General features: G+C 37.7%; 24 protein-coding genes and 2 tRNA genes. 9 read left to right on the forward strand and 17 right to left on the reverse strand.

Features of this window, described 5'->3' with window-relative positions:
- Positions 1–173: 173 nt before the first annotated feature.
- Positions 174–2,405, forward strand: a complete 2,232-nt coding sequence (locus J4526_02190) for a CDC48 family AAA ATPase (protein ID WFO75703.1) — start codon at positions 174–176, stop codon at positions 2,403–2,405.
- A complete protein-coding gene (locus J4526_02195) occupies positions 2,365–4,824 on the forward strand; it encodes a tRNA(Met) cytidine acetyltransferase (GenBank protein WFO75704.1) in 2,460 nt (819 codons plus the stop codon). The genes J4526_02190 and J4526_02195 overlap by 41 nt, the downstream gene beginning before the upstream one ends.
- On the opposite strand, the gene J4526_02200 is transcribed toward J4526_02195, so the two are convergent.
- Positions 4,810–5,643 (reverse strand): KaiC domain-containing protein, encoded by an 834-nt coding sequence (locus J4526_02200; protein ID WFO75705.1) that lies wholly within the window; start codon positions 5,641–5,643, stop codon positions 4,810–4,812. The genes J4526_02195 and J4526_02200 overlap by 15 nt on opposite strands.
- A 224-nt stretch (positions 5,644–5,867) precedes the next feature.
- Between J4526_02200 and J4526_02205 the strand changes: the two genes are divergently transcribed.
- On the forward strand, positions 5,868–6,464 hold the full coding sequence (locus J4526_02205) for a UbiX family flavin prenyltransferase (GenBank protein ID WFO75706.1): 597 nt from the start codon (positions 5,868–5,870) through the stop codon (positions 6,462–6,464).
- Between the two features lie 3 nt (positions 6,465–6,467).
- On the opposite strand, the gene J4526_02210 is transcribed toward J4526_02205, so the two are convergent.
- The 3 genes from J4526_02210 to J4526_02220 all read right to left on the reverse strand — a co-directional run bounded on the left by J4526_02210 (position 6,468) and on the right by J4526_02220 (position 8,305).
- Positions 6,468–6,770: a hypothetical protein gene (locus J4526_02210; protein WFO76288.1), complete on the reverse strand. Its 303-nt coding sequence runs from the start codon at positions 6,768–6,770 to the stop codon at positions 6,468–6,470.
- 281 nt (positions 6,771–7,051) lie between these two features.
- Positions 7,052–7,594 carry a tRNA-intron lyase gene (gene endA, locus J4526_02215; GenBank protein WFO75707.1) on the reverse strand — a complete coding sequence of 181 codons (543 nt, stop codon included), beginning with the start codon at positions 7,592–7,594 and terminating at the stop codon, positions 7,052–7,054.
- 33 nt (positions 7,595–7,627) lie between these two features.
- Entirely contained in the window at positions 7,628–8,305 is a 678-nt protein-coding gene (locus tag J4526_02220) for a DUF47 family protein (GenBank protein WFO75708.1), read from the reverse strand.
- Between the two features lie 100 nt (positions 8,306–8,405).
- Between J4526_02220 and J4526_02225 the strand changes: the two genes are divergently transcribed.
- Positions 8,406–10,037 (forward strand): radical SAM protein, encoded by a 1,632-nt coding sequence (locus tag J4526_02225; protein ID WFO75709.1) that lies wholly within the window; start codon positions 8,406–8,408, stop codon positions 10,035–10,037.
- Positions 10,038–10,071: 34 nt separating this feature from the next.
- On the opposite strand, the gene J4526_02230 is transcribed toward J4526_02225, so the two are convergent.
- The 3 genes from J4526_02230 to glyS form a co-directional block, all read right to left on the reverse strand.
- Entirely contained in the window at positions 10,072–10,482 is a 411-nt protein-coding gene (locus J4526_02230; GenBank protein WFO75710.1) for a hypothetical protein, read from the reverse strand.
- A 4-nt stretch (positions 10,483–10,486) separates the two neighbouring features.
- Positions 10,487–10,885 (reverse strand): hypothetical protein, encoded by a 399-nt coding sequence (locus J4526_02235; GenBank protein WFO75711.1) that lies wholly within the window; start codon positions 10,883–10,885, stop codon positions 10,487–10,489.
- Positions 10,886–11,013: 128 nt separating this feature from the next.
- Positions 11,014–12,825: a glycine--tRNA ligase gene (gene glyS / locus J4526_02240; protein WFO76289.1), complete on the reverse strand. Its 1,812-nt coding sequence runs from the start codon at positions 12,823–12,825 to the stop codon at positions 11,014–11,016.
- A 97-nt stretch (positions 12,826–12,922) separates the two neighbouring features.
- Between glyS and speB the strand changes: the two genes are divergently transcribed.
- Positions 12,923–13,813 (forward strand): agmatinase, encoded by an 891-nt coding sequence (gene speB, locus J4526_02245; GenBank protein WFO75712.1) that lies wholly within the window; start codon positions 12,923–12,925, stop codon positions 13,811–13,813.
- On the opposite strand, the gene J4526_02250 is transcribed toward speB, so the two are convergent.
- A complete protein-coding gene (locus tag J4526_02250; GenBank protein ID WFO75713.1) occupies positions 13,810–13,953 on the reverse strand; it encodes a DNA-directed RNA polymerase subunit P in 144 nt (47 codons plus the stop codon). The genes speB and J4526_02250 overlap by 4 nt on opposite strands.
- Before the next feature lie 108 nt (positions 13,954–14,061).
- On the opposite strand from J4526_02250, the gene yciH reads away from it, so the two are divergent.
- A complete protein-coding gene (yciH, locus tag J4526_02255) occupies positions 14,062–14,379 on the forward strand; it encodes a stress response translation initiation inhibitor YciH (protein ID WFO75714.1) in 318 nt (105 codons plus the stop codon).
- A 134-nt stretch (positions 14,380–14,513) separates the two neighbouring features.
- Here yciH and J4526_02260 read toward each other — a convergent pair whose 3' ends face one another.
- Complete coding sequence (locus J4526_02260; protein WFO75715.1) at positions 14,514–15,464, reverse strand: transcription initiation factor IIB; 951 nt, start codon at positions 15,462–15,464, stop codon at positions 14,514–14,516.
- A gap of 195 nt (positions 15,465–15,659) precedes the next feature.
- Between J4526_02260 and J4526_02265 the strand changes: the two genes are divergently transcribed.
- Positions 15,660–15,752 (forward strand) — tRNA-Gln (locus J4526_02265).
- A 26-nt stretch (positions 15,753–15,778) separates the two neighbouring features.
- On the opposite strand, the gene J4526_02270 is transcribed toward J4526_02265, so the two are convergent.
- The 5 genes from J4526_02270 to psmB form a co-directional block, all read right to left on the reverse strand.
- On the reverse strand, positions 15,779–16,375 hold the full coding sequence (locus J4526_02270) for a hypothetical protein (GenBank protein WFO75716.1): 597 nt from the start codon (positions 16,373–16,375) through the stop codon (positions 15,779–15,781).
- Between the two features lie 4 nt (positions 16,376–16,379).
- On the reverse strand, positions 16,380–17,207 hold the full coding sequence (locus J4526_02275) for a geranylgeranylglycerol-phosphate geranylgeranyltransferase (GenBank protein WFO75717.1): 828 nt from the start codon (positions 17,205–17,207) through the stop codon (positions 16,380–16,382).
- Between the two features lie 98 nt (positions 17,208–17,305).
- Positions 17,306–17,397: transfer RNA gene (locus tag J4526_02280), tRNA-Arg, on the reverse strand.
- Between the two features lie 87 nt (positions 17,398–17,484).
- A complete protein-coding gene (locus tag J4526_02285; GenBank protein ID WFO75718.1) occupies positions 17,485–18,132 on the reverse strand; it encodes an endonuclease V in 648 nt (215 codons plus the stop codon).
- 6 nt (positions 18,133–18,138) lie between these two features.
- Positions 18,139–18,732 carry an archaeal proteasome endopeptidase complex subunit beta gene (gene psmB, locus J4526_02290; protein WFO75719.1) on the reverse strand — a complete coding sequence of 198 codons (594 nt, stop codon included), beginning with the start codon at positions 18,730–18,732 and terminating at the stop codon, positions 18,139–18,141.
- Between the two features lie 186 nt (positions 18,733–18,918).
- Between psmB and J4526_02295 the strand changes: the two genes are divergently transcribed.
- Both J4526_02295 and J4526_02300 read left to right on the forward strand, forming a co-directional pair.
- Positions 18,919–19,530: a TFIIB-type zinc ribbon-containing protein gene (locus J4526_02295; GenBank protein WFO75720.1), complete on the forward strand. Its 612-nt coding sequence runs from the start codon at positions 18,919–18,921 to the stop codon at positions 19,528–19,530.
- A 35-nt stretch (positions 19,531–19,565) separates the two neighbouring features.
- On the forward strand, positions 19,566–20,597 hold the full coding sequence (locus tag J4526_02300; GenBank protein ID WFO75721.1) for a 50S ribosome-binding GTPase: 1,032 nt from the start codon (positions 19,566–19,568) through the stop codon (positions 20,595–20,597).
- Here J4526_02300 and J4526_02305 read toward each other — a convergent pair.
- From J4526_02305 to J4526_02315, 3 genes are read right to left on the reverse strand one after another with little or no spacing between them, the layout of a single operon-like run.
- Positions 20,594–21,673, reverse strand: coding sequence for an RNA 3'-terminal phosphate cyclase (locus J4526_02305; protein WFO75722.1), 1,080 nt, complete (start codon positions 21,671–21,673; stop codon positions 20,594–20,596). The genes J4526_02300 and J4526_02305 overlap by 4 nt on opposite strands.
- 23 nt (positions 21,674–21,696) lie before the next feature.
- Positions 21,697–22,212, reverse strand: a complete 516-nt coding sequence (locus J4526_02310) for a nicotinamide-nucleotide adenylyltransferase (GenBank protein WFO75723.1) — start codon at positions 22,210–22,212, stop codon at positions 21,697–21,699.
- On the reverse strand, positions 22,202–22,990 hold the full coding sequence (locus J4526_02315; protein ID WFO76290.1) for an SAM-dependent chlorinase/fluorinase: 789 nt from the start codon (positions 22,988–22,990) through the stop codon (positions 22,202–22,204). Before J4526_02315 ends, J4526_02310 begins: the two co-directional genes overlap by 11 nt.
- Positions 22,991–22,995: the final 5 nt, after the last annotated feature.

Below are 22,995 nucleotides of genomic sequence, written 5' to 3' on the forward strand. Positions count from 1 at the left end.
GATACTATAATAATGGTTGCGCATTTTATGTATTCCCGAAATAAGCTCTGTATTTTAAAACAATCAACTCGATCCATAGTTGTTATCAAGGAAAAAACAGTTGTGAAAATAATACATTTAATATTCAGTATAGACTACACAATAGAATAGCCTACATTTGGGGTGCTAGATACATGGCTAGAGAACGAGAGATAAGGCTTACAGTAGCTGAAGCTAAACAACGTGATGTTGGAAGGAAAATTGTTAGAATAAGTAGAAAAGTTATGGCAAGACTTGGTGTGTCCACAGGTGATTTCGTTGAAGTAGAGGGTCCTCAGGGTAGTATTGTGGCCCAGGTATGGCCTGCTTACCCTGAGGATGAAGATAAAGATATCATTAGAATTGATGGGTTCTTGAGAAGTGTTATTGGTGTAGGTGTAGGAGATGTCGTTACTGTAAGAAAAGCATCTGTAGAACCTGCATCAAGAGTTGTTTTAGCTCCCACTGAACCAATTAGATTTGGTCCCGACTTCCCTGAGTACGTTAAACAATTCCTTCTTAGAAAACCTGTTTCTCGTGGAGAAGTAGTTATAGTACCTATTTTCGGGATGGCATTAAAATTCGTAGTCGTATCAACACAACCTGCACAAAGAGTTTATGTTACAGAATCAACCATAGTCGAAGTAAGACATGAGCCTGTCAGAGAGGAAGTAATAGAGAGACAAAGAAGGATACCGAAGGTTACATGGGAGGATATAGGCGATCTAGAAGAGGCGAAACAAAAGATCAGAGAAATAGTAGAACTACCACTAAAACACCCCGAGTTATTTAAACACCTGGGAATCGAGCCACCTAAAGGCATTTTACTCCATGGTCCACCAGGTACCGGAAAAACATTGTTAGCCAAAGCCCTTGCAAACGAGATCGGTGCATACTTTATAGCAATCAATGGCCCAGAGATCATGAGTAAATTCTATGGAGAAAGCGAGCAAAGACTAAGAGAGATCTTTAGAGAAGCTGAAGAAAACGCTCCAGCAATAATATTCATCGACGAAATAGACTCCATAGCACCCAGGAGAGAAGAAGTTACAGGCGAAGTAGAGAAGAGAGTCGTAGCACAATTACTCACACTAATGGATGGACTAAAGGAGAGAGGTAAAGTAATAGTTATAGGTGCAACCAATAGACCTGAAGCAGTTGACCCAGCACTTAGAAGACCCGGAAGATTTGATAGAGAAATAGAGATACCACCACCAGATAAAAGAGCTAGAAGAGAAATCCTTGCAGTACATACTAGGAACATGCCTTTAGCCGATGACGTCGACTTAGACCGTATTGCAGAGATGACTCATGGATATACTGGCGCTGACCTTGCAGCTTTAGTCAAAGAAGCAGCTATGGCGGCATTAAGGAGGTTCGTTAGTGAAGGAAAAATTGATTTAAGCCAGCCTATACCCGCCGAGAAACTAAAAGACCTAAAAGTTCAGATGAAAGACTTCATTGAGGCAATGAAGCATGTCCAGCCCACTCTCATCAGAGAGATTTATGTTGAGGTTCCTGAGGTTAGGTGGAGTGATGTTGGTGGTCTTGAGGATGTTAAGCAGCAGTTACGTGAAGCAGTAGAATGGCCCCTCAAGTACCCACAGGTCTTCGAGAAAATGGGTATACAGCCTCCTAAGGGTATCTTGTTGTTCGGGCCACCAGGTACAGGCAAGACCTTGCTAGCAAAAGCTGTGGCAACCGAAAGCGGAGCAAACTTCATCGCAGTCAGAGGACCAGAAATCCTCAGCAAATGGGTAGGAGAAAGCGAAAAAGCAATAAGAAGAATATTCAGGAGGGCAAGACAAGTAGCACCAACAGTGATATTCTTCGACGAAATAGACTCCATAGCGCCTGCCCGTGGATTAAGACATGATACAAGTGGTGTAACTGATAGAATTGTAAACCAATTACTAACAGAAATGGATGGTATTGAGCCCCTAAGGAACGTTGTTGTTATTGCTGCAACCAATAGGCCAGACATCCTAGACCCAGCACTACTAAGACCAGGAAGATTCGACAGACTAATCTATGTGCCGCCACCAGACGAGAAAGCAAGACTAGAGATCTTTAAAGTACACACCAGAAAGATGCCATTAGCAAAAGATGTAGATCTAGAAGAACTTGCTAAAAGGACCGAAGGCTATACCGGCGCCGATATAGCAGCAGTATGTCGTGAAGCAGCTATGATAGCTCTTAGAGAAGAATTTAAAGTGCGCCCCGTGGAGATGAAGCACTTCCTTAAAGCGTTAGAAGTAGTACCTCCAAGTCTAACTAAAGAAGACATCAAGAGGTATGAAGCACTAGCAAAAGAAATCAAAAGAGCATTCCTAGGGGAAAGAAGACTTGGAAGACCAGGAGAAGAAAGACCATCACTCTTTTTCTAGAATCCTTAGAAGACTAGGTAAAAACCTCCCTTTTTTATACAACAATAGGCAAAGACACTTGATAGTATTATCTGGAAGTGATCCCGAGGAGCTAGGAAAACTTGCCGCCCGAGCGATAGCATACTATGAGAGACAGATACGTAAAATAGCAAAAATAGAAGAGATCACAGGCCTTTATGTTTATCACGATGAATTTGATGACGCCAACTACATGAAAGAAGTTTTCGAGGAGACAATAAAAGAGAAAACAAAAATAACCAAAATAAAGTTCGCAGTATATGAAGTAAGCGAGAAATATCTTGGTTCAACATTCGACTTGTTAATTATGGATTTAACAAAAGACCTTAAACCCAACGATCTTGGTAGGCTCATAGGCATAGTCCGTGGCGGAGGTATAGTAATACTCCTTGCGCCTAAATGGGATGAATGGGATACCTTTATGACTATTTTTAAGAGAAACCTCATCGTACCACAGTATCCTCAGCCAAGACATATATTCATAACATGGTTCAAACGGAAATTACTTGAACACAATGGGATAGCTATTTACGATGCCGACAATAAAAAAGTTATCAAGAATTTTGAGATCATAGGAAATGAAGGAGAGAGAAAAGAAAGAAAAATCGTATATCCCGAAAAAACTATTTTCCCGAAGGAAATCTATAGCCTCGCATTAACACAAGATCAAGTAAACGTTATAAAATTATTCGAGCACCTATATGAAAAACCAAAGAAAGGCAAGAAAAAAGCCATTTTGATAACCGCTGACCGTGGACGTGGAAAAAGCTGTGCCGTTGGCATAGGAGTTGTAGGTCTAATACACCTGCTTTCTAGAGTGAAACCAAAAGTGAGAGTTCTAGTAACAGCACCTAGCCCATCCAATGTCCAATCATTAATGATGCTCGCCAAAAAAGCGCTGAAAGAACTTGGATATGGATTTGATGAGTACAAGAAGTCAGGAAATACAATTGAATTACGAGGAGAGAAGTTCAGTATAGAGTATTGGGAGCCTATAAATATTCCTAAGCTAAGGGGAGACATAGTAGTAGTTGATGAAGCTGCTGGTATATATGTAACAATGCTTTATAAGATATGGGAGAAACACAACAGGCTAGTATTCTCAACAACAATACATGGCTATGAAGGTGCTGGAAGAGGGTTCTCAGTAAGATTCCTAAAAAGAATCAAAGAGACACCTGAAGCAATTATTTATGAGTATGAAATGAATGAGCCCATAAGATACAGTATAGACGATCCTATAGAGAGATGGCAATTTGATACATTACTCCTAGATGCTGAGCCTGCCGAACTCGATGAAAAAGATATAGAATACATAAAGAATCAAGAATTCATCTATGTTAAATACGATCCAGAATACTTGTTTAGCAAAAAAGGAGAAAATGAGTTAAGACAATTATTTGGCATATATGTCCTCGCCCATTATAGGAATGAACCTGACGATCTTGGAATGATCGCTGACGCCCCTCATCATATTGTTAGAGCAGTAAAACTACCTTCAGGAAAAATTGTTTGTGCACTTCAAATAGCTAATGAAGGCCCGATAGATGACGACACCGCCATAGAGCTTTTACGTGGAGGGAAAATACCAGGTAATATCATACCCGATAGGTTCCTTAAGCACCTAAGGATCATAGATTTCGCGTCAACAAAAGGATGGCGTATTGTTAGAATAGCCACACACCCTGAAGTACAAGGGAAAGGTATTGGAACCTGGGCACTGATGAAGGTAATCGAGGAAGCCAGGGAGAACAACCTTGACTGGGTTGGAGCGGGTTTTGGCGTGAATGAACAATTATTGAAATTCTGGTTAAAATCAGGGTTCTATCCAGTACATATATCGCCAGACAGGAATCCTGTTAGCGGCGAATATACGATATTAGTTGTTCATCCTGTTTCAAAGAATATCAAAGAGATCATTAGAGTTGCTAATAAGGAATTTAAGATGAAAATACTGGATAGTCTTCCAGTAAACTATAGAGACCTCGAAATAGAGGTTGCCAGATTATTCTTAGACTATGGACCTCCTATATTGAAAGAATTCCCAATAAATGCATTTACACCAATACAAGTAGATAGACTATGGACATATTGTACAGGTCCGATGACCTTCGAAGCCGCAGCAGATCTAATGTATAAACTCGCCAAAATATATTGGATGATACCACGTGACAAAAGGCCAAAGCTAACTAAGATTCAAGAACAAATACTTATAGCAAAAGCATTACAGGGACGCACATGGGAAGAGATAACGTCTATTCTAAAGACAAAACAGAAGACTGTACTTACCGAGGCAAGAAATCTTGCATGTATCTTCTTGAAAACACTATTTGGAATAGATGAAGAAAAAATACCTGGAATACGTCTCGAATCATATAAACAACAATCATTCCTCATCTAGTTCAGAAAAATCAGATCCGAGAAGCTCCATACTCTTTTTTGCTTCAGCCTCAATTATCTTCTTAATTACACTAGAAGGCATAGATATTTCTTCACGCGTTGTCTTATAGGGTCCCTTGATAACCATTCCCTTTCCATCAATTATATCGAGTTCATGTACACGTGTATCATGTGGCGTTTGCCTCATTTTCTCAATTATAATGAATCTTCTCAGTTTACCCATGATTATTCTTTTTCTAAACCGTATGATACCATCAGCCACATGTTCTATACCAAAACCGAAACCAAGACTAGTAGTTACAGCATACTGACTTACAAGAAGTACTGTCATATCCCACTTAGTCAAGACTCTCTTAACATAATAACTATATTTTCTCGCCATAGCAGGTTTATCGAGCCAAAATGCACTCATAGAATCAACAACAACTCTTGTATGACCATACCCCAGATATTTTTTGGCTTCAATAATTTTAGATACAAGCTCTTCTACATCAAGTTTGTAAAGACTCCAAGGATCGGTTCTATCCCCGGTCAATGCATCTATAATTACAAGTCTGCCTTCATCAATATGCTGTTTAAAATCAAATCCAAACATTAATGCCTGTCTAATAACGCTTTCACGTGATTCCTCGGTGGTGACATATATACCTGGTTCACCGAGCTCCAGTCCTTTGGCTATGAAGTGTATACAGAATACTGTCTTACCTGCACCAGGTTCTCCAACAACAGCTACTACAAAATTTTTAGGGATGCCTCCACTAATCAGTTCATCAAATCCTTCTACTCCAGTGGTAACCCTTTCTACTTTTATCTTACTCATAAAGCAGGCCCCATTATAAGAAACAGATTCTACCCCTTATTAAGTAACAGCAAGGGAGATAACAACATATTAGAGTACCAAAACCAAATCTATCAGTGAATGCTGAGGCTCGAAAGGGCTGAACAACCACAGGATAGAAAAGATGATGAGCCCGCGCAGGACTGAGTATTGTTTCTCTACAAAGTATTTAATTAATATCATAAAAATTATGAAGGGTTCAGAAAATGCCTAGGAAGATAGTAGTAGGAATAACCGGTGCTAGTGGAATAGGCTACGGTATTAGAATGATATCAAGATTATGCGAATTAAAAGATGATGCAAAGATTGATGAAGTATTTGTTATATACACCGAAAACGCTGCCAAAACAGCATATACTGAACTAGGATTAAATTTAGAGAATTATTTAAAGACTAACTATGGGGATTGTATAACTATTTATAAAAATAATGAATGGTCTTCTCCTCTTGCAAGCTCGAGCAGAATGCTACATACAGATGTAGTGGTTATTCCATGCACGCTTAACACATTAGCAAAAATATCTTCAGGCATACAAGATAGTTTACTCACAAGAGTAGCTCTCAATGCCCTCAGATTAAGAAACCGTCTTGTACTAGTTGTTAGGGAAACCCCTTTATCATTAATAGATCTATTCAACATGCTCAAAGTAACATTAGCCGGGGCAATAGTCCTACCTGCATCCCCTGGATTCTATAACAAACCAGAAAATCTAAAAGATCTAGAAGACTTTATTGTAGGTAAAGTTCTCGATGTCCTAGGTATAGAAAACAAATTGTATAAACGTTGGCTTAGCGAAAGTTAATGGCTACCCTTTAATAAATTCATCAACTTCATAATCTTCGATAGACTCCATTTCCTTAAATAGTTCTTCGTCAGTTGCTGGTCTTCGTTTAGTTTCTATAGCCTTAGCACATCTACCATCTGGTAACAACGAGTTTATACGACAAGCTGCGTACTGGCATTCAGCGCCAATACATTCGGATCCTGTTAGTCTGCAGAAGGCAACTTTCTGTACATGTCCTCTCACCTGCTTGTTCATTACAACAAGTGCTCTTTGTGTACAATAGAATAATGGACACAATGGACTGCATTTGCCCGCGATAGGCATAGGTTTTTCTTCACGGCGATGCTCTAGCCTTGCCCTGGGATGTTTATGTCTTCTAAAATCTCTGCCACCCTTATGTCTTCTATTAAATCCCTTGCCAGGTCTTTCCTTGTTTGGGCCACTATAGTCGTGTTTATCGTTGACCAAGAGTATTCACCTCAGAATTGCAGGATAAGAATGGTATGTTTCTCATCAATAGGTTCTACCACTACCAGCTCTATTTGTTCAAGCACATTATTTTCTGGTTAAATTAAGGGATTAATATTTCTTGTTGCTTTGGTGTCTTATGGTCTCCACCACTCAAGAAGGAGATACTTTATTTTACCATCATTTAAAACTATTGCCAGAATTAGTTTCTTTCTTACAGAATGAAGTAATCTACCCATTCTAACAAGCTCTATAGGGTCAAAGGTTTCTCCGTACCTGAAAACCTGAACGCCATAAGGTGCATGATCAATTCCTGGACCGTATTTATAGACTAGATAATCACATCCAAATTTTAACCCTCTACGGACAACAAATCCTTTTTTCCTAAGATCTTCATACACAAGGTATAATTCTTTGAATCTCTGTATCCTTTCTACCCCATAACTGTATAATTCATCTTCATTAATTACACGTATTCCTTGAAGTACTTGTAGTTTCTTATTCTTTAGAAGGTAAAGAGCTTCGATAATAGACAGTTCTAGTGGAGACTGTATGCCTTTCTTTCGGGGTTTTGCAACACCAAGAAAAGTTCCATAGAACCCGTTCCAATAAATTTCATTGGCACAGCCTACATCAGGAATTATTACTCTGTTGTATAGTAAGTAGCCTCGGCATTGCATAGCTTTTCCATCCAGAACATATTTGGTTTTATTTTAGGTGATTACTGTTCTATGTAGTGCTATATATCTGACTGCCTCACCAGCTTCTTTTACTACATCTGAGATATCTTCAATGAAGTCTATTGCTTCTTTAAGAAGCATTAGAGCCGCTATATTGTTTGACAGTTTCTTGAATAGCTTTAGTTCTATTTCTCTATACATACCATCAAGTTCATCCTCGATTTTTATGATTTTTTCCATGATTTTCAAACTTTGTTTAGGATCAACACGTAATTTCATTATACCGTCATATAATAGCCGATATTCCTCTACAAGTTTCTCAACAAACGCCTTTATATCATTATGTATATCGACATCGGTGTTGAAACCATTCTCTACAAACATGTAAAGTCTATAAGCTGCTCCATCAGCAAGCTGTATTGAACGATCAAGAGATAAAGCTACATCAGCATAGACATCCCTATTGTTTATTGCAGCACCAAGCCTCACAAGATACTCCATTACTAGAACTTTGGTGTCCTCCACACGCTGCTTCTTTCCTCTTAATTGCTGATATAGACTACCTAACCTAGCCACATCAATATTTATATTCGATACAAATTTTTTAAATTCAATAATGGTGTCAAGCCCCATTCTCGCCAGATTACCTAACGCTTCATGTAAATGCATCTCCGCTATTGACTCTCTACTTTCTTGCCAATACTCACCCATTTCCCTTCCACCAACTAAGAAGTCAATTAGGGTAGGAGGTTATAAGGATTTTAGTCGAATATTTAAACGGAAAACTCGATGGACAAAAGGTTGTACAATAATGAGAGTTCTAGTAATTGATGCACTAGCAAGAGCATCAGGAGAAAAGTATACTACATTTGATGTCGTAGGTGCCGGCCCAAGACTTGTAACAGGATATCTAAATCAACTTGGCGTACAAACAGATCTCAAAACATATGAGTTCGTTATGAATAATCCACGGATAATCGATAACTATGACATAGTCTTAATATCGGCTATGATAACTGACAATGTTGCTGTAAACAAACTTTTACCACTACTAAAAGATCATATAACCATAATAGGTGGACCTATAAGTTTGGATTTCTATCATATCCTATCACAAAAAACGATCCCGGACTTAGTTATTGTTGGTGAAGGAGAATATCAACTTAATGCACTCTTTACAAAATATCTAAAAAATCTGCTTGAAAGAAATTTTGATGAACTCTGCCTAGTCAAGGGCTTAGCTTTTAGGGTTAATAACAAAATAGTTTTTACAGGATTTCCGGACTATACCCCAAAGCATATCCTGAACAGCATAAAACCATATACTCATGTAGATAAAAGCTATGAAAATCCATGGTATAGAAGATTTTATGTAGAAGTACTTCGTGGATGTAGTAATTTCTGTAGACCATTAATTAAAGTTGATAAATCAAGAACTTGCATCAAATGCATGCAATGTCGTTCCCCTTCTCTTGTAGAAAGACTTGCTTGTCCTAGAGGAATTTATCCTGGCTGTGGTTTTTGTTCTGTACCATTTCTTTTTGGACCTCCCCGTAGCAGATCTGTTGAACAAATAGTTACCGAAATAAAAGAGCTAATAAATCATGGAGCAAGAAGAATAGTATTAAGTGCACCTGATTTCCTTGATTATGGTAGAGAGTATCTAGTGGAAAACGAGATACTCACCGATCCATGCAACCCTCCCCCAAACATCAATGCCATAAAGTATTTACTGGAAAAACTAAATGAAATACCCGAGATAGAATCAAGAGAAGTAATAGTCTTTATAGAGAATGTGAAAGCTTGTCTCGTAAATAGTAATGTAGCAAAAATTCTTGGCCAATATCTTAAAGGAACAACAATACACATAGGACTTGAAACATGTTCAGACGAATACAATAACTACATAATAGGTAAACCTATAACTAAGAAGCATGTATTCAACGCAATAAGATTGCTTAAAGAAGCAGGGCTAAGACCCTATGTCTACATTATATACGGACTTCCATACATGGATGACAAAGTATACTATGAAACAATAGAATGTATACCAAAACTTTATAGCGAAGGCGTTGAAAAAATAACTCTATATAAATTTATACCATTACCTTTTACATCATTTGAAAACTATAAACCAGTCATAAGTAAGTATAGCAATTTAATAAACGAACTGAAACACCTCATAGCCAAGCATAATAGCAAGCGAAAAAGAGAATTAATAGGATCAACTATAAAAGCCTACATTATAAAGACCAATACCGGGATATACGGTTACCCGGTACTACATGGACCTGTTATAGTAGTGAACAAGAGATCGTACAATAAGGTATTAAGTAGATTAACCGAAGAAACAACTTGTCTGGCAAATATAAGAATAACAGGCATAGGCAATAGAGTAGTTTATGGTGATGTTGTATCGATCGAGAAATGTTTTGGTCATTAATTATAAACAAATAATCACTGAACTGACAACAGATCTAGGCAACTAGTTTAGCATATATTTCTTCTACTTTATCTATGATTTTCAACAACTCATTTAGTTCATTTATACGTTTAGTATTATTGGTTTCGATAAATTTTTCCTTGATCTCATTAATTAGATCTTTTTCATAAGGTATGCTAACTAGAGCAATATATCTACTAAATACATTAAGATATTCTACTGTAGTATCATTACCTGGCCATAATCCTTTGCTTGACGCCATAGAACCTACCAGTTCTAACTCTTTGAGTATACTTGATAGTCTTCTTGACAGCAATGGTATTTTATTGGAGTCACCATATGCTCTTACTTCATTTAGTATAATCTTTGTTAAATCAATGATCTTCTCATAATCGTCAATAGCTTTTTTCAACCTATTTAATATATCAATAGGGCTATCCTCCATCAACTCACCCAGCCTTCTTTCTCACTGTCGCAATGCTTTTGTCAGCAACTCCTTTTTCACGTAATTCCTCAGGATTACAGTATACTTCATTAATACTACCTTCCTCTACAATAGTTGCTTTAAATAGGAATTTATGTCTCCCAGCAACAACAATTTCTATAGTGTCACCATCCTTTATTCCAAGCATACTAGCCAATTCCTTGGATATACGAGCAATTCCTTGTGGTAAAGACTCATCCCATCTAACTCTTATTCTCTTTTCTTTTACACGTTCCTCCTTTCTTCTTAATTCTGATGCAGGAGGAATTATCGAAACTAGTTTGGTGACATCAATTTTAGCTTTCTTTTTCTCTCCTGTAGAGGCTTGCTCATTTTGTTTCTTTAGTTCTTGCGATTCACTCATACACGATACCTCTGCTCTATTGGTTCCCACATACTATTTATCTAAACCCCTTAAAAATACGCTTTCACGATAAAAATGTTTTAGTAGCTAATATATTGTATCTTTGTTAATCAAAATATTGAATTTATTTATAGATCCTTTTCAATTATACTATTCCAATCAATAATTTTCCCTGTAAGTTTCAAGAGTTCGTTATATAGATCCTTGAGATGTATACGTTTTTGTTCACGTGTATCCCTGAATCTTATGGTAACTGTTTTGTCTTCAAGAGTTTGGTAATCTACTGTGATGGCGTAAGGTATACCTATTTCATCTGCTCGTGCATATCTTTTTCCTATACTCCCATCTTCATCATAGTAGGCATTAAATCCTGCATGAAGCAAGTAGACATACAATTTGTAAGCTATCTCTCTTATCTTCTTATGTTCGCTTTTAGAACCTGTAACTAACGGAAATACTGCTACTTCATATGGTGCTATTTCAGGTACTAGCTTAAGAATAACCCTACCATCACTTGCTTTCGAGATACTATTTTCTAATACTACATAGAATACTCGTTCAAGACCATAGGATGGCTCAACTACGTGAGGAACTATTTTTTCACCATATACTTTAACTTTCTCCTCCTTAACAAGTATATGGTCTTGTGTAAGCGTCACTCCTTCTATGATAAGTTTTCCTTGCTTCCTTAGAGTCTCTGCTACCTTCTCTGGGGGCAAAGAATTAAGTTCTTTCAGTACTTTTCCTACGTTGTCACCAGCTACTTCCTTTATTTTATTAACTAGAGGTATGATCTTTACGACAGTTTTCTCTATAGGTTTATCGTATCTCTTAAAGACAGTGAGATCTTTACCGGAGAACTTTATGTGCTGTTTTAGATCATAGTCTGTTCTATAAGCAAATCCTGCTACTTCAACCCAACCATATTTCTCTGTATAGACTTGCTGGTCGAACGTTTGGTCGGCATAATGAGCACGTTCGTGGGGTAGTTTTTCTTCAAATCTAATCTTATCAGGAGGTATACCCAGTCTTTTCAGAAACCTATTACCTATTACCATCCAGTACCCTAACCATGGGTTAATAATACGTTTTTCTTCAAGATGCTCCCTTAATGGAGCAATAATTGGTTCATCTATATTTTTCGTCTTCATTTCAGCCGTTACTATTCTTAATTCCTCCGATAAAATATCGTCGGTTAAGTATTCTTTAGCTTCTTCCCAAGCCTTATCAGGATCAAAGAAGAACTCAAACTCCATTATAGTGAATTCTCTAAGCCTAATTAATCCCTGTCTTGGAGAGATTTCGTTTCTACCAACACGACCTATCTGAGCTATTCCTATGGGTAATTTTTCTCTAATACTCTGGAACACATGCTTAAATGATACAAATATCCCCTGAGCTGTTTCTGGACGTATATACGCTGGACTACCTTTGTAGGGACCTATTTCTGTTTTAAATAATAGTAATGCGGGTCTAGGCTTTGATAATTCACCACCATCTTCAGGGCATTTAACATTATGTTTCTTAATTAATTCCCATAACTCATCCACTGAAAGGCCTTCAGCTTTTACTCCAGCAACTTCTTCAAGTAAATGGTCTGCTCTATACACTTTCCCGCATTTCGTACATACTGTTATTGGATCAGTAAAGTTGTCTTCATGACCGCTCGCTTTTAATACTATTCTTGGAGTAATTACTGGTGTTTCTATTTCTACAACAAGCCCCTGTTGTTCATTAATAAACACTTTTCTCCATAATGAAACAATTTTATTCTTAATTAATAGCCCAACTGGACCAAAGTCGTAAAAACCAGCAACACCACCATAGATTTCATTGGATGGCCAGAAGATCCCTCGGCTTCTCGCGATCTTCGTTAATTCATCGAACTTGTCAAAGTTCTCGGCCAAGGATTTCCACCAGGTGCCTGAGATATCTGGCATCATAATAGTGATTGATAACCTTATTAATGTTACTTAAATCATTCTAAATTAATACTATTAGACTAAACTAATAAAATACGGCAAGGTACGATACCCCATGTGGTACTGCCCTATCATAAAAACTAAGCCCTTTGGGTGCGAACATAATCCCCAATCTAAGTATCTTGTACTAGGTATTCCTTTAGATAATTCAGCATCATATAGACCGGGAACAAGATTTGCACCATCATACATAAGAGAGGCTTCTTGTAACATAGAGTTTTACTCGATATATGCTAACATCGATGTAGATAACATTCTTTATAACGATCTCGGGGATCTCGCCGTAGTACCTGGAGATAACGAGAAGTCCATAAAAATAATAGAAGAGGCTGTAGAGATTATTAGTGAAAAATATAACGATCATGTTCTTTTCGTGCTTGGAGGAGAACACACATTAACTTACGGCGTGATTAAGGGTATAAAAAACGTCCATAAGGAAGTTGGTTACATAGTATTTGATGCACACCTCGATCTTAGGGAAAATTATCTCGGCTATAAACTTGGACATGCATCAACAAATAGGCTCATAACAGAACTATTAGATATTAAACCATTAATCATAGGAGCAAGAGCATTTTCAAGTGAAGAGCTAAATTATGCTAATAAACAAAATATACCTTTCATAAAACCTAAAGAAATCAACGATAAAACTAGCTTAGACATTATCCAGGACTATTTATCAACGGTAAAACATGTCTACATATCTATAGACATGGACTCTATTGATCCAGCTTATGCCCCCGGAGTATCGAATCCCGAGCCATTAGGATTAACACCTAGCGACTTACTCAGTGTACTTAAGTATATCATAGAAAATTCTTCAAGAATACTTGGAATAGACATAGTTGAAGTAAATCCTCTATACGATGTAAGTGATATTACAAGTATTCTTGCCGCAAAAATTATCGTTGAAGCAACAGGAATGATTCAATTAAATTTTAGTTAAATAGCTTTTACTATCCTAAAGTTTCTTGCAACTTTATATATAACTTCATAACCACAATAAGGACATCTAATACCAGGTAATAGTTTTAGCTGCTCATCAGTAAATACAGCACCACATTTACCGCACTTATAGTAAGGCATCACTCTCACCTGACTGCGTAACCTAATATTGTTTAAAGTTTTATAAGGGTTGCTTCCACTAACTATAAGCGAGAACAAGAATAAATAACTCCGGTTGGAGCGTAGGCAATGGTATCGGAAGACTTATCCTCACTATGTGGTGGGTTACCTCCAGAGCTATGTGAACAATTAGAAAGAGAACAACAATTTGTAAAGATAAGACTTGACAGAAGAAAATTCGGCAAAGAGGTAACTGTAATCGAGGGATTAAGTACAAATAATGCCGAACTTAAAGAGCTAGCTTCCAAACTTAAATCAAAATTAGCTACAGGCGGCACCGTAAAGAATGGCAGAATAGAATTACAGGGAGACCATCGACACAGAGTCAAGCAGATATTAATCGAGGAACTAGGATTCCCTCCAGAAAACATAATAATAATTGACTAATTCACTGACCGCGATTAACCACACCACCATTGACACCAATATTCGCAATCTAAAACTTTTTATAAAAAGAATTAAGAGAAAAAGAGTTTGATTTTGGAAGAAAAATGATATCTATCATGAACTTCAAAGTTGAGCTATTGTGGAGGCAAGTTTATACCGAGTTCTCTTGCGAGCTCCTTATACCTATTTCTAACAGTGACCTCTGTTACGCCAGCAATTTGGGCTATCTCTTTTTGTGTTCTCCTCTCATCACATAAGAGAGCTGCTATGTAAACTGCTGCAGCTGCCAATCCTGCTGGATCCTTTCCTGCTGTAATACCCTTCTCTCTTGCTTTATGTAGTATTTCAGCAGCTTTCTTCATTACAGTACCGCTAAGCCCTAAGGCATGCGCTATTCTTGGGACGAAGTCTATCGGATCGCTTGTAGGAACTCTTATATCAAGTTCTTTAAGCAGTAATCTATAACATCTTGCTATATCTTTTCTATTGCTTTTTGTATACTTTGCTATCTCATCAAGAGTTCGTGGAACCTTGAGTTCTCTACAGGCAACATATACTGCAGCAGCAACAACACTTTCAATACTTCTTCCCCTAACAAGACCTTTTTCCACAGCTTCTCTATAAATTCGAGCTGCCTCCTCTCTGACTTTTCTAGGCAAATTAAGCTGGTCAGCAAGTCTATCAAGCTCATTCATTGCTTGTGCAAGATTTCTCTCGATACTACTTTGTATCCTCGATCTTGTTTGCCATCTTCTCAATCTCTGCATTTCCAAACGACGTCTAAACTCAAGACGTTTACCAGTAGCATCACGATCACGCCAATCAATTATTGTTGCAAGACCTCTATCATGAACCGTCGATGTAAGGGGACCGCCTGTTCTTGCTCTTTTCTCTCTTTCTTCAGGTGTAAAGGCTCTCCATTCAGGTCTTTCATCGATTACACGGGATTCAATAACTTCGCCAGTAAGCGTACAAATATACTCTCCTCTCTCAGGATCGTAAACAATTTTGTCAGGGGGACACTCTTCACTGCTTTTAGTCTCCTCTCTAGACTCCTTCTTTATGGACTCGTTTAGAAACACCATTAATAAGCACCCCACGTAATACTTAAATTTCCCAGCACTATAGAGTTTTTCTTCACTACTTATAAACATTTCCATAAAAAATAATAACCACTTTATTCCTGCCCTAATCTTTTTAAACCTAGCTGAAGAACACATGCAGTTTTTCTTCATAAAAAATTAAAACCCAAATAATATTACGATATACAAGGAATAGGTAGCCGGGTCGTCTAGCGGCCAAGGATGCGGGGCTTTGGCCTCGATAGAGGAAGAAACCCCGTGACCGGGGTTCGAATCCCCGCCCGGCTACCATATTACCTCTTATATTATCATCATACTTACACCAACAAGAAAACTATCAAGGCTGTTAAAGGTACTGTTATCTCATCTAAAACGGATCTTGTCGTCAAACTTTCTACTACTGCCGAAGAAGAACTGGCCAGAATGGATTGTAGGGATGGTACCCCAGCTATTATGCATGATAAATAGCTTACCAAGAACATTGCAAGTGTCCCACAAAGACTTTTGTTCCTATTGTAAGGTAAACGTGGTTGCCCACACATTTTCCCTATTATTGCGGCTGCTGCATCACCTAGACTCGAGATCATTATTGCAGCTGCAGCTTCTATGGGAGGTAAGAGGGCTATTATTAATATCGTGAAGCCCCAGAAATATACAGTTCCCGTAAAGTACCTTTTTTCAAGTTCATCTCTTCGTGCCATGAATCTATAGGTTTGATATGCAATCGGAATTTTTATATTAATGTTCTTCCTTAACATAATCTCGTTCAACGAGTAAATAATAAAGAAGAATATTGCTATGATTAATGCTATGTATTGCCCAATCCATATTATTATAGGAATTGCAAGAAATCCGGGTATTACATGAATACTTTTTCTCTTGACTTCTCTTATTACCTCATCCCATTGAGTCATTTTATCACCCAACAAGAAACGCTATAAGACCCATAGCTAAGGGTATCTTTAAGATCCTTGTAGCCCGCCATGCATTTTCAACGGGGTTACTCCATAAATATTTTATCGCATACAGTACTGGTAAATCTACCCCTAGTAATGCAATAGCTAGGTATGCCATACTATAGCCAAAACTTATTGCAGGTATTGGGCTGACAACAATTAGTAAAGTAAGCACAAAAGTGCTTACATAAACAGCTTTTCTTACACCATATACTAACGCGATAGTTCTTATACCTGCGTTCTTATCGCCTTCAATATCTTCGATACCCTTCATGAATTCTCTTCCAAGAATAATTAGAAAAGCGTAGAGTCCAGGTAACAATGATCTACTTGGTTCTACCCCGGCTAAACCTCCAAAAAGTATATTGAGCATTGAAAGCAACGCTATGGTGATATTACCGGGAATACCCAGTTTCTTAACACGCCACGAGTACAGATAAAGCAGCATTACAGCTGCAAGAGCAACAATGAAACTATATATACTAGCCATGAAACTGAGTACTAACCCAATAATAGCCAGCCCAATGCCTGTTACCAAGGCGGTCTTAACTCCTATTATACCTTTAGGGAGTGGTCTCCAGGGTTTACTTATTCTATCAACATCAATATCGAAGTAATCATTTACTATATTGCCCCAAGCACCTATACTTGCTGCTGCAAAGAAAACTATTAATCCTTTCCAATAATCCATCCCGCCTCCAATAAAGTATCCTACAAAAGCTGCAAAGCCTATTATTAAACAGTTTCCTATTCTCAATAAACTTGCCCAAGCTCTTACATGTTTCAGCATTGCCTAGTTACCCTAGTACCGCAAATTAGTGTAATATATAGTACCAGATCTATTAATTGAGTATCAGTGGAAAATAAATGTAAAACTAATTGAAAACATGGCGGGCCCGCCGGGATTTGAACCCGGGACCACCCGGTTTCCGCCGATACAACCGCAGCCGGGCGTTCTATCCTGGCTGAACTACGGGCCCTTATACCTAGACTTCTATTCACAAATACTTCCTGAGTAGGGGTATTATTGTTATCTCTAGAAGTTCTAAGGTTTAACCTAGAGTTTTTTACCTCTTACGGGCGATCTTCTTTGACAACATGTCAGCTAAAGCAGTAGGCAGTGGTAATTTATATTTTTCATCTAACAAATCAAGTGTAAACTTTATTGCATCATCCAATGTTATTTTATAACCAATACTTACATATAGTTCCTTTCCTCTATGGGATATTATTGCCCCGACTTTATGTCCATGTGCTAATATGTATTTCACCCCACTTTCTTCAATTATTTCACCATATAGCCTCTTCTTCGCAACACCAATTGTTGGTCTATCTAAAACTAGTCCCAAATGCGTTGCTATACCCATAGCTCTTGGATGAGACAATCCATGTCCGTCCACAAATACTATATCAGGAGATTTCGGTAGCTTCCTAACGGCTGCTATATATGCTGGAGCTTCTCTAAACGCAAGCAACCCCGGAATATATTGTATTGGAGGTATCTTCTTGACTACACTATATGTAATAAGATTCTTTGTATCAAAATCTATGAGAACTGCCACGCCAATAGCTTTGCCACCACTATAAGCGGCATCTACTCCTGCAACATACTTTATACTATTGTAATCTAATTGCTTAAAATTTGGAAGCTCCTTAAGGACTTTTTCGGCAAGTTTTCTTTGTAGAGCCATAGCACGCCTTATGTCTATGCTCAAAAAATGTTACCTCTTTAACACAATTTCTTCAAATTTATAACCTTCTTTAGTAATGATCAACAGATCTATTCCGTCTCCTGAAGCAGCATCTCTCTTAATTGACGCTTCAATAGCTTTCTTGGCTAGTTCTTTTGCTTCGAGAACACTTATACTTTTACTATAACTTGACTCAATAACTCCTATAGCTATAGGCCCCCCAGATCCCGTTGCTGCATAATCATCCTCTATAAGTGAGCCCACAGGGTCTAACACATATATCTGTGGACCTCTCTCATCAATACCTCCCACAATAGATTCAGCATAGTATGGGAACAACTTGTAAGAGTAGAGTACATTAGATAATATTTTAGCTAATGATTTAACACCTATTTCTCTTCCAACTTCAAGTTCATAGTACTTCGCTTCAGTCTTTATTATACGTACAAGCATTTGAGTATCACCGTAAAGCCCCACAAAAGCCACGCCAATATGATCAGTTATTGGATGTACTTTCCGCGCATTCTTACTTAGTATGTAACCATTATAGGATAGTCTCCTCTCACTAGCCAAAACAACTCCATCAACAGCTTTTATACCAACAGTAGTACCACCATCAGCCACTTTCCTACACCCATTAAGTTTAGTCCTAAACAAACTACTATAAGTTCTTAGGACAAACAAAGGTTAATATAAATACTTCTACAAAATTAGTCAAGAAATACTTTCGCCAAACCCCTACACTCTCTCGTTCTATACAACCACTAGCCAATATTCAGACAAATACTCCCTTAAACATGGTGCCAAGTTATGGGAGAGAATTACTCATCAAACTGCGGAGGACCCCTCGTCTGGGATTACTTTAGGGGAGAAGTAATATGCAGCACCACGGGCGAGGTTGTAGACCGCATATACGACTATAGCGACACAAGATCAACAAACCAAGAAGACACCAAGATTACCATAGATACCACAGTAATAAACAGACACAAGAATCTATTACGCGACTATAGAAGGAATTTGAAGATGTATAGGAAAGCATTATCGTTAATTAAAAACAGACCTTGGCTTCAAATAGATTTTGACAAAGTGGTAGAAACAGGGAAGTTTGTTAACACGATATATTCAAAAAGTACTCTTAAGGCCTTAGAAACAGTAGATAAAATGGGTATATCAAGTATCCTGAAGAAAATAATTAGGTTCATAGAGGAAATAGACCCTGTAGCTGTATCTAGAACAGAAAGAACAAAACTAGCCCTTGCCTACATGGTTTACAAAAAGATGAAAGGAGAGCCCGTCTCTCCAAAGGAAGTGGTTGAGTATTTCAACATTAGCCTAACAACTTACAAGAGATTAGAAAAGCTTCTCAAGAGAATAATTAGTAAGACAAGTTTGGCAAGAATAAGAACAGTAATACATTAAAGACGCTGTTTAGATAGCATCATAAAGGGAGTATATTGGAGAAAAAAGTATCGACTGATGAACTAAAGAAATCAGGTATCCATACTTACGAAGAAATACTTTCAAAAATACAAAGAAGATTAAAAGAACAAGAAATCCCGCCTCCAGCTAAGAGGCTTAGGCGGGGAATAGCATATACAAAAAACATCTATATAAAACGCCTTGAAACAGTATACAACATACTAGTGTCAGAAATCGATCGGATTATCGATGCTTTAAAGAAAACTGCAGGACTACAAGCATTCTATAAAGAATTATTCAAGATAAAGACAGGGTATTATCCTGAACAATACATTAGTTTCTTCAAAAACAAAAAAAGAATCTTAAAAAGAATATACACTGAGTACTTGGTACCAATAAAACTTACAGATAATCTATTGGAAGCAAGAATAAAGTATAGAGCTTGCTTAGGTAGACTCTTGTCCGTGTTAAAGCGTCACAAGAAATCATTAGTATTAATCAAAGAGGTTATCAGAGAGTTATCACGTATGCCCAATATCGAGGAAGATGATTTGAAGATTATTATTGCTGGAATGCCGCAAGTCGGCAAATCGACTCTTGTATCAAAATTATCGACAGCAAAACCAGAGATAGCACCTTACCCATTTACAACGAAAAACATTATTGTAGGACATAGAGTTATTAGCTCCGCTAAGAGAATAGCTTTTATTGACACACCAGGGCTCCTAGATCGCCCATTGGAAGAGCGTAATGAAATTGAGCTCAAAGCCATTCTCGCACTTAAATATCTTGCAGACAAGATAGTGTTTCTAATAGATGCTTCTCCTAATGCCTACTATAGCATTGAAGAACAAATAAGAGTTCTCAATGACGTAAGGAGAAGCATTAATGCACCGACTATAGTATGTATAAATAAAATAGACATCACTCCTAGAGACAGAATTGATCAAGTACGTGAAATAATCTCTAAGAGTGTGCAAATAGATCCCAAGTATATACTAGAAATCTCGGCTTATCAGGGAAAAGGCTTGGATACACTTCTAGATAAAATAATTAATGATCCCTAAACTTTGAAGCACACTCCACTGACCTTAATAATAGCTGGTTCATCAATTCTGCCTTCAATGTAATATTTTAATTCGGGCAAGAACTTCTTAGTTACCTCGAGTGCTGTAACGGTGTGCATAGTCAGTTTTGCTACACCGATTCTAGATTCTCCACAAGCTAAGCTAACATATGGTATAAGCATGTCACCCATATGTCTATCAAAAGCCATTTTCGTAGACAATTCTTCAACAAGCTTTGAGGCAGCTTCTTCCCCTACTTTTTCAGCAGGCTTACCTCTGGCTCCTATAGAATCTGCACCAATTACTGTATCAATACAATCAGCATATAATACAATACCGCTGCCAGGACCTAGATGTGGATCACTTTTTCTTTCATAGTATTCAACATCTATGATGGGCTTAATGCCTAGTTTTTGATAAATATACTTTTCAGCACTCTTAGCCTGCCTAACAGCTACATGACTTGGAAGACGTACACAATGACTTCTACCTTTAATTGCTTTAATCGCTTTTCTCTCTACAATATCTATGCTATTTATATGAGAACGCATTCTCTCTATTTTTAAAATAACATGCCCTCCTCCTCTAGGGTAATGTCCCCTCTTCTTAACATCTATACTGATATTCATACCAAATAATCTCCTCATGTTTTCTGCAAAAACATATCTCATGTAGTCTATAGTAGGAGACCATGGAACGTCTGTACCGCCGGTTATCTCTACAAAAGAGTCTTTATCACTGAAAATTAGTGCTGGCAAAATTGCTTGTATAACTAATGTGACACTGCCAGCTGTACCTATATTGAATTTGTATACGCCGCCCTTCCTAGCACTTGGTTTAAACCATAACTCCATACTACCAACGCGGTCGCCTTTAACTTCAGCATTGCTTATTTGAGCTAATGCACGAACAGCTGTTAAGTGTTGGGGTCTAAGACCTGGGTTTGATCTTTTAGCTCTTATATTGTATATATGAACAGGCTTGAGGAGTAATGATGATAAAGCTAGGGAATATCTTAAAATCTGTCCTCCTCCTTCACCCATACTGCCATCTATTTCAATATACTCGTTCGCCATACAATTCTCGCCTCATTTGATTTTTATCTACTACAAAGAAGAGCTATTCTTTGATCACATCCATTCTCCTTTATGTATTTTACAACAAAAGAAGGTACACGATCCTCCCAAGGCAGTCCATGTGCAATAAGGTCTCTAATTACGGTACCATTGTATATTCTTGGCTTATGTAGTTTTATTTCAATTACTTTTACACCCGCCCATTTGTACAAGAATATAACATGTGGATTTCCGGAAGCTACAGCATCTACTTTAGGAACCATTCCAAGGACGTAAGTAGTCCAAGCAAGAGGTTTATGAATATCTGGAATAGGTATGATCCATACTCTTCTAGTATCGATACCTTCTTCTTCTAGAGAATACTTTATCATCTCCATTCTCTCTCCAGCAGTGAAAGGGTTTCTACAAGTAAAACCTTCCTGAGCAGAGCCTATCCCAATAACTATCTCATCAAAGTCTTCGAGAAGCTTTTTTATCGCATATACATGACCTAGATGGAATGGTTGGAATCTACCGGGGAACAATACTCTATTTACCACTTTTACACACCTTTATAACTTCGTTTTTCCCGCTAACACCCAGTAATTCTGCAGCAGACCCCTTGTTAACCCCTATTTCCAGGTATCCCCAGCTATTTATATAACATACAATCTCTCCTTCTCCAACATATCCAAACGATCTCTCATAGGTGCATGAGATCTCCTTATTACCAGTATTTATTAGAAGCGTTTCGCCATAGCGCAAGTTTTCAACATATTTCTCGCTAATATTTGTCATAACATTACCAAACCCATCAACATACAGAACGGATGCTTCAATACATCTATCATCGAGAATACTTGGACTAGGAAATACTATCTTCACAACATCTTCTTTCCGGAGCTCTACACCTAACTGTCTTGGACTAACTCCTTTAGATAGCCAAGCAGCAATAGGGGCAAAGATATCTCTCCCATGGAAAGTTTTTGACACAATCCTTAGCCTATATTTAGATTCTGACACATCATAAACAGCCTTTATCCCATCATCATTTGCTGCAGGGTATAAACAACCATTGTCTGGTCCTATGAAATAATAGTTTGTTGTCTCTATTAATATCGATCTACGTTTAGTACCAACGCCAGGATCAACTACACAAACAAAAATGGAGCCCCTTGGGAAGTACTTGTATGCCAAGTATAGAGTTAAGGCAGCTCGTTTTATATCAAAAGATGGAATTTCATGTGTTAAATCAACTATTTTAGCATTAGGATTTATTGATAGTATTACCCCCTTCATAACACCTACGTATGGATCCTTTTGCCCGAAATCAGTCATGAGAA

It is taken from the genome of Desulfurococcaceae archaeon MEX13E-LK6-19 (assembly GCA_029637525.1).
GTDB lineage: Archaea > Thermoproteota > Thermoprotei_A > Sulfolobales > Desulfurococcaceae > MEX13ELK6-19.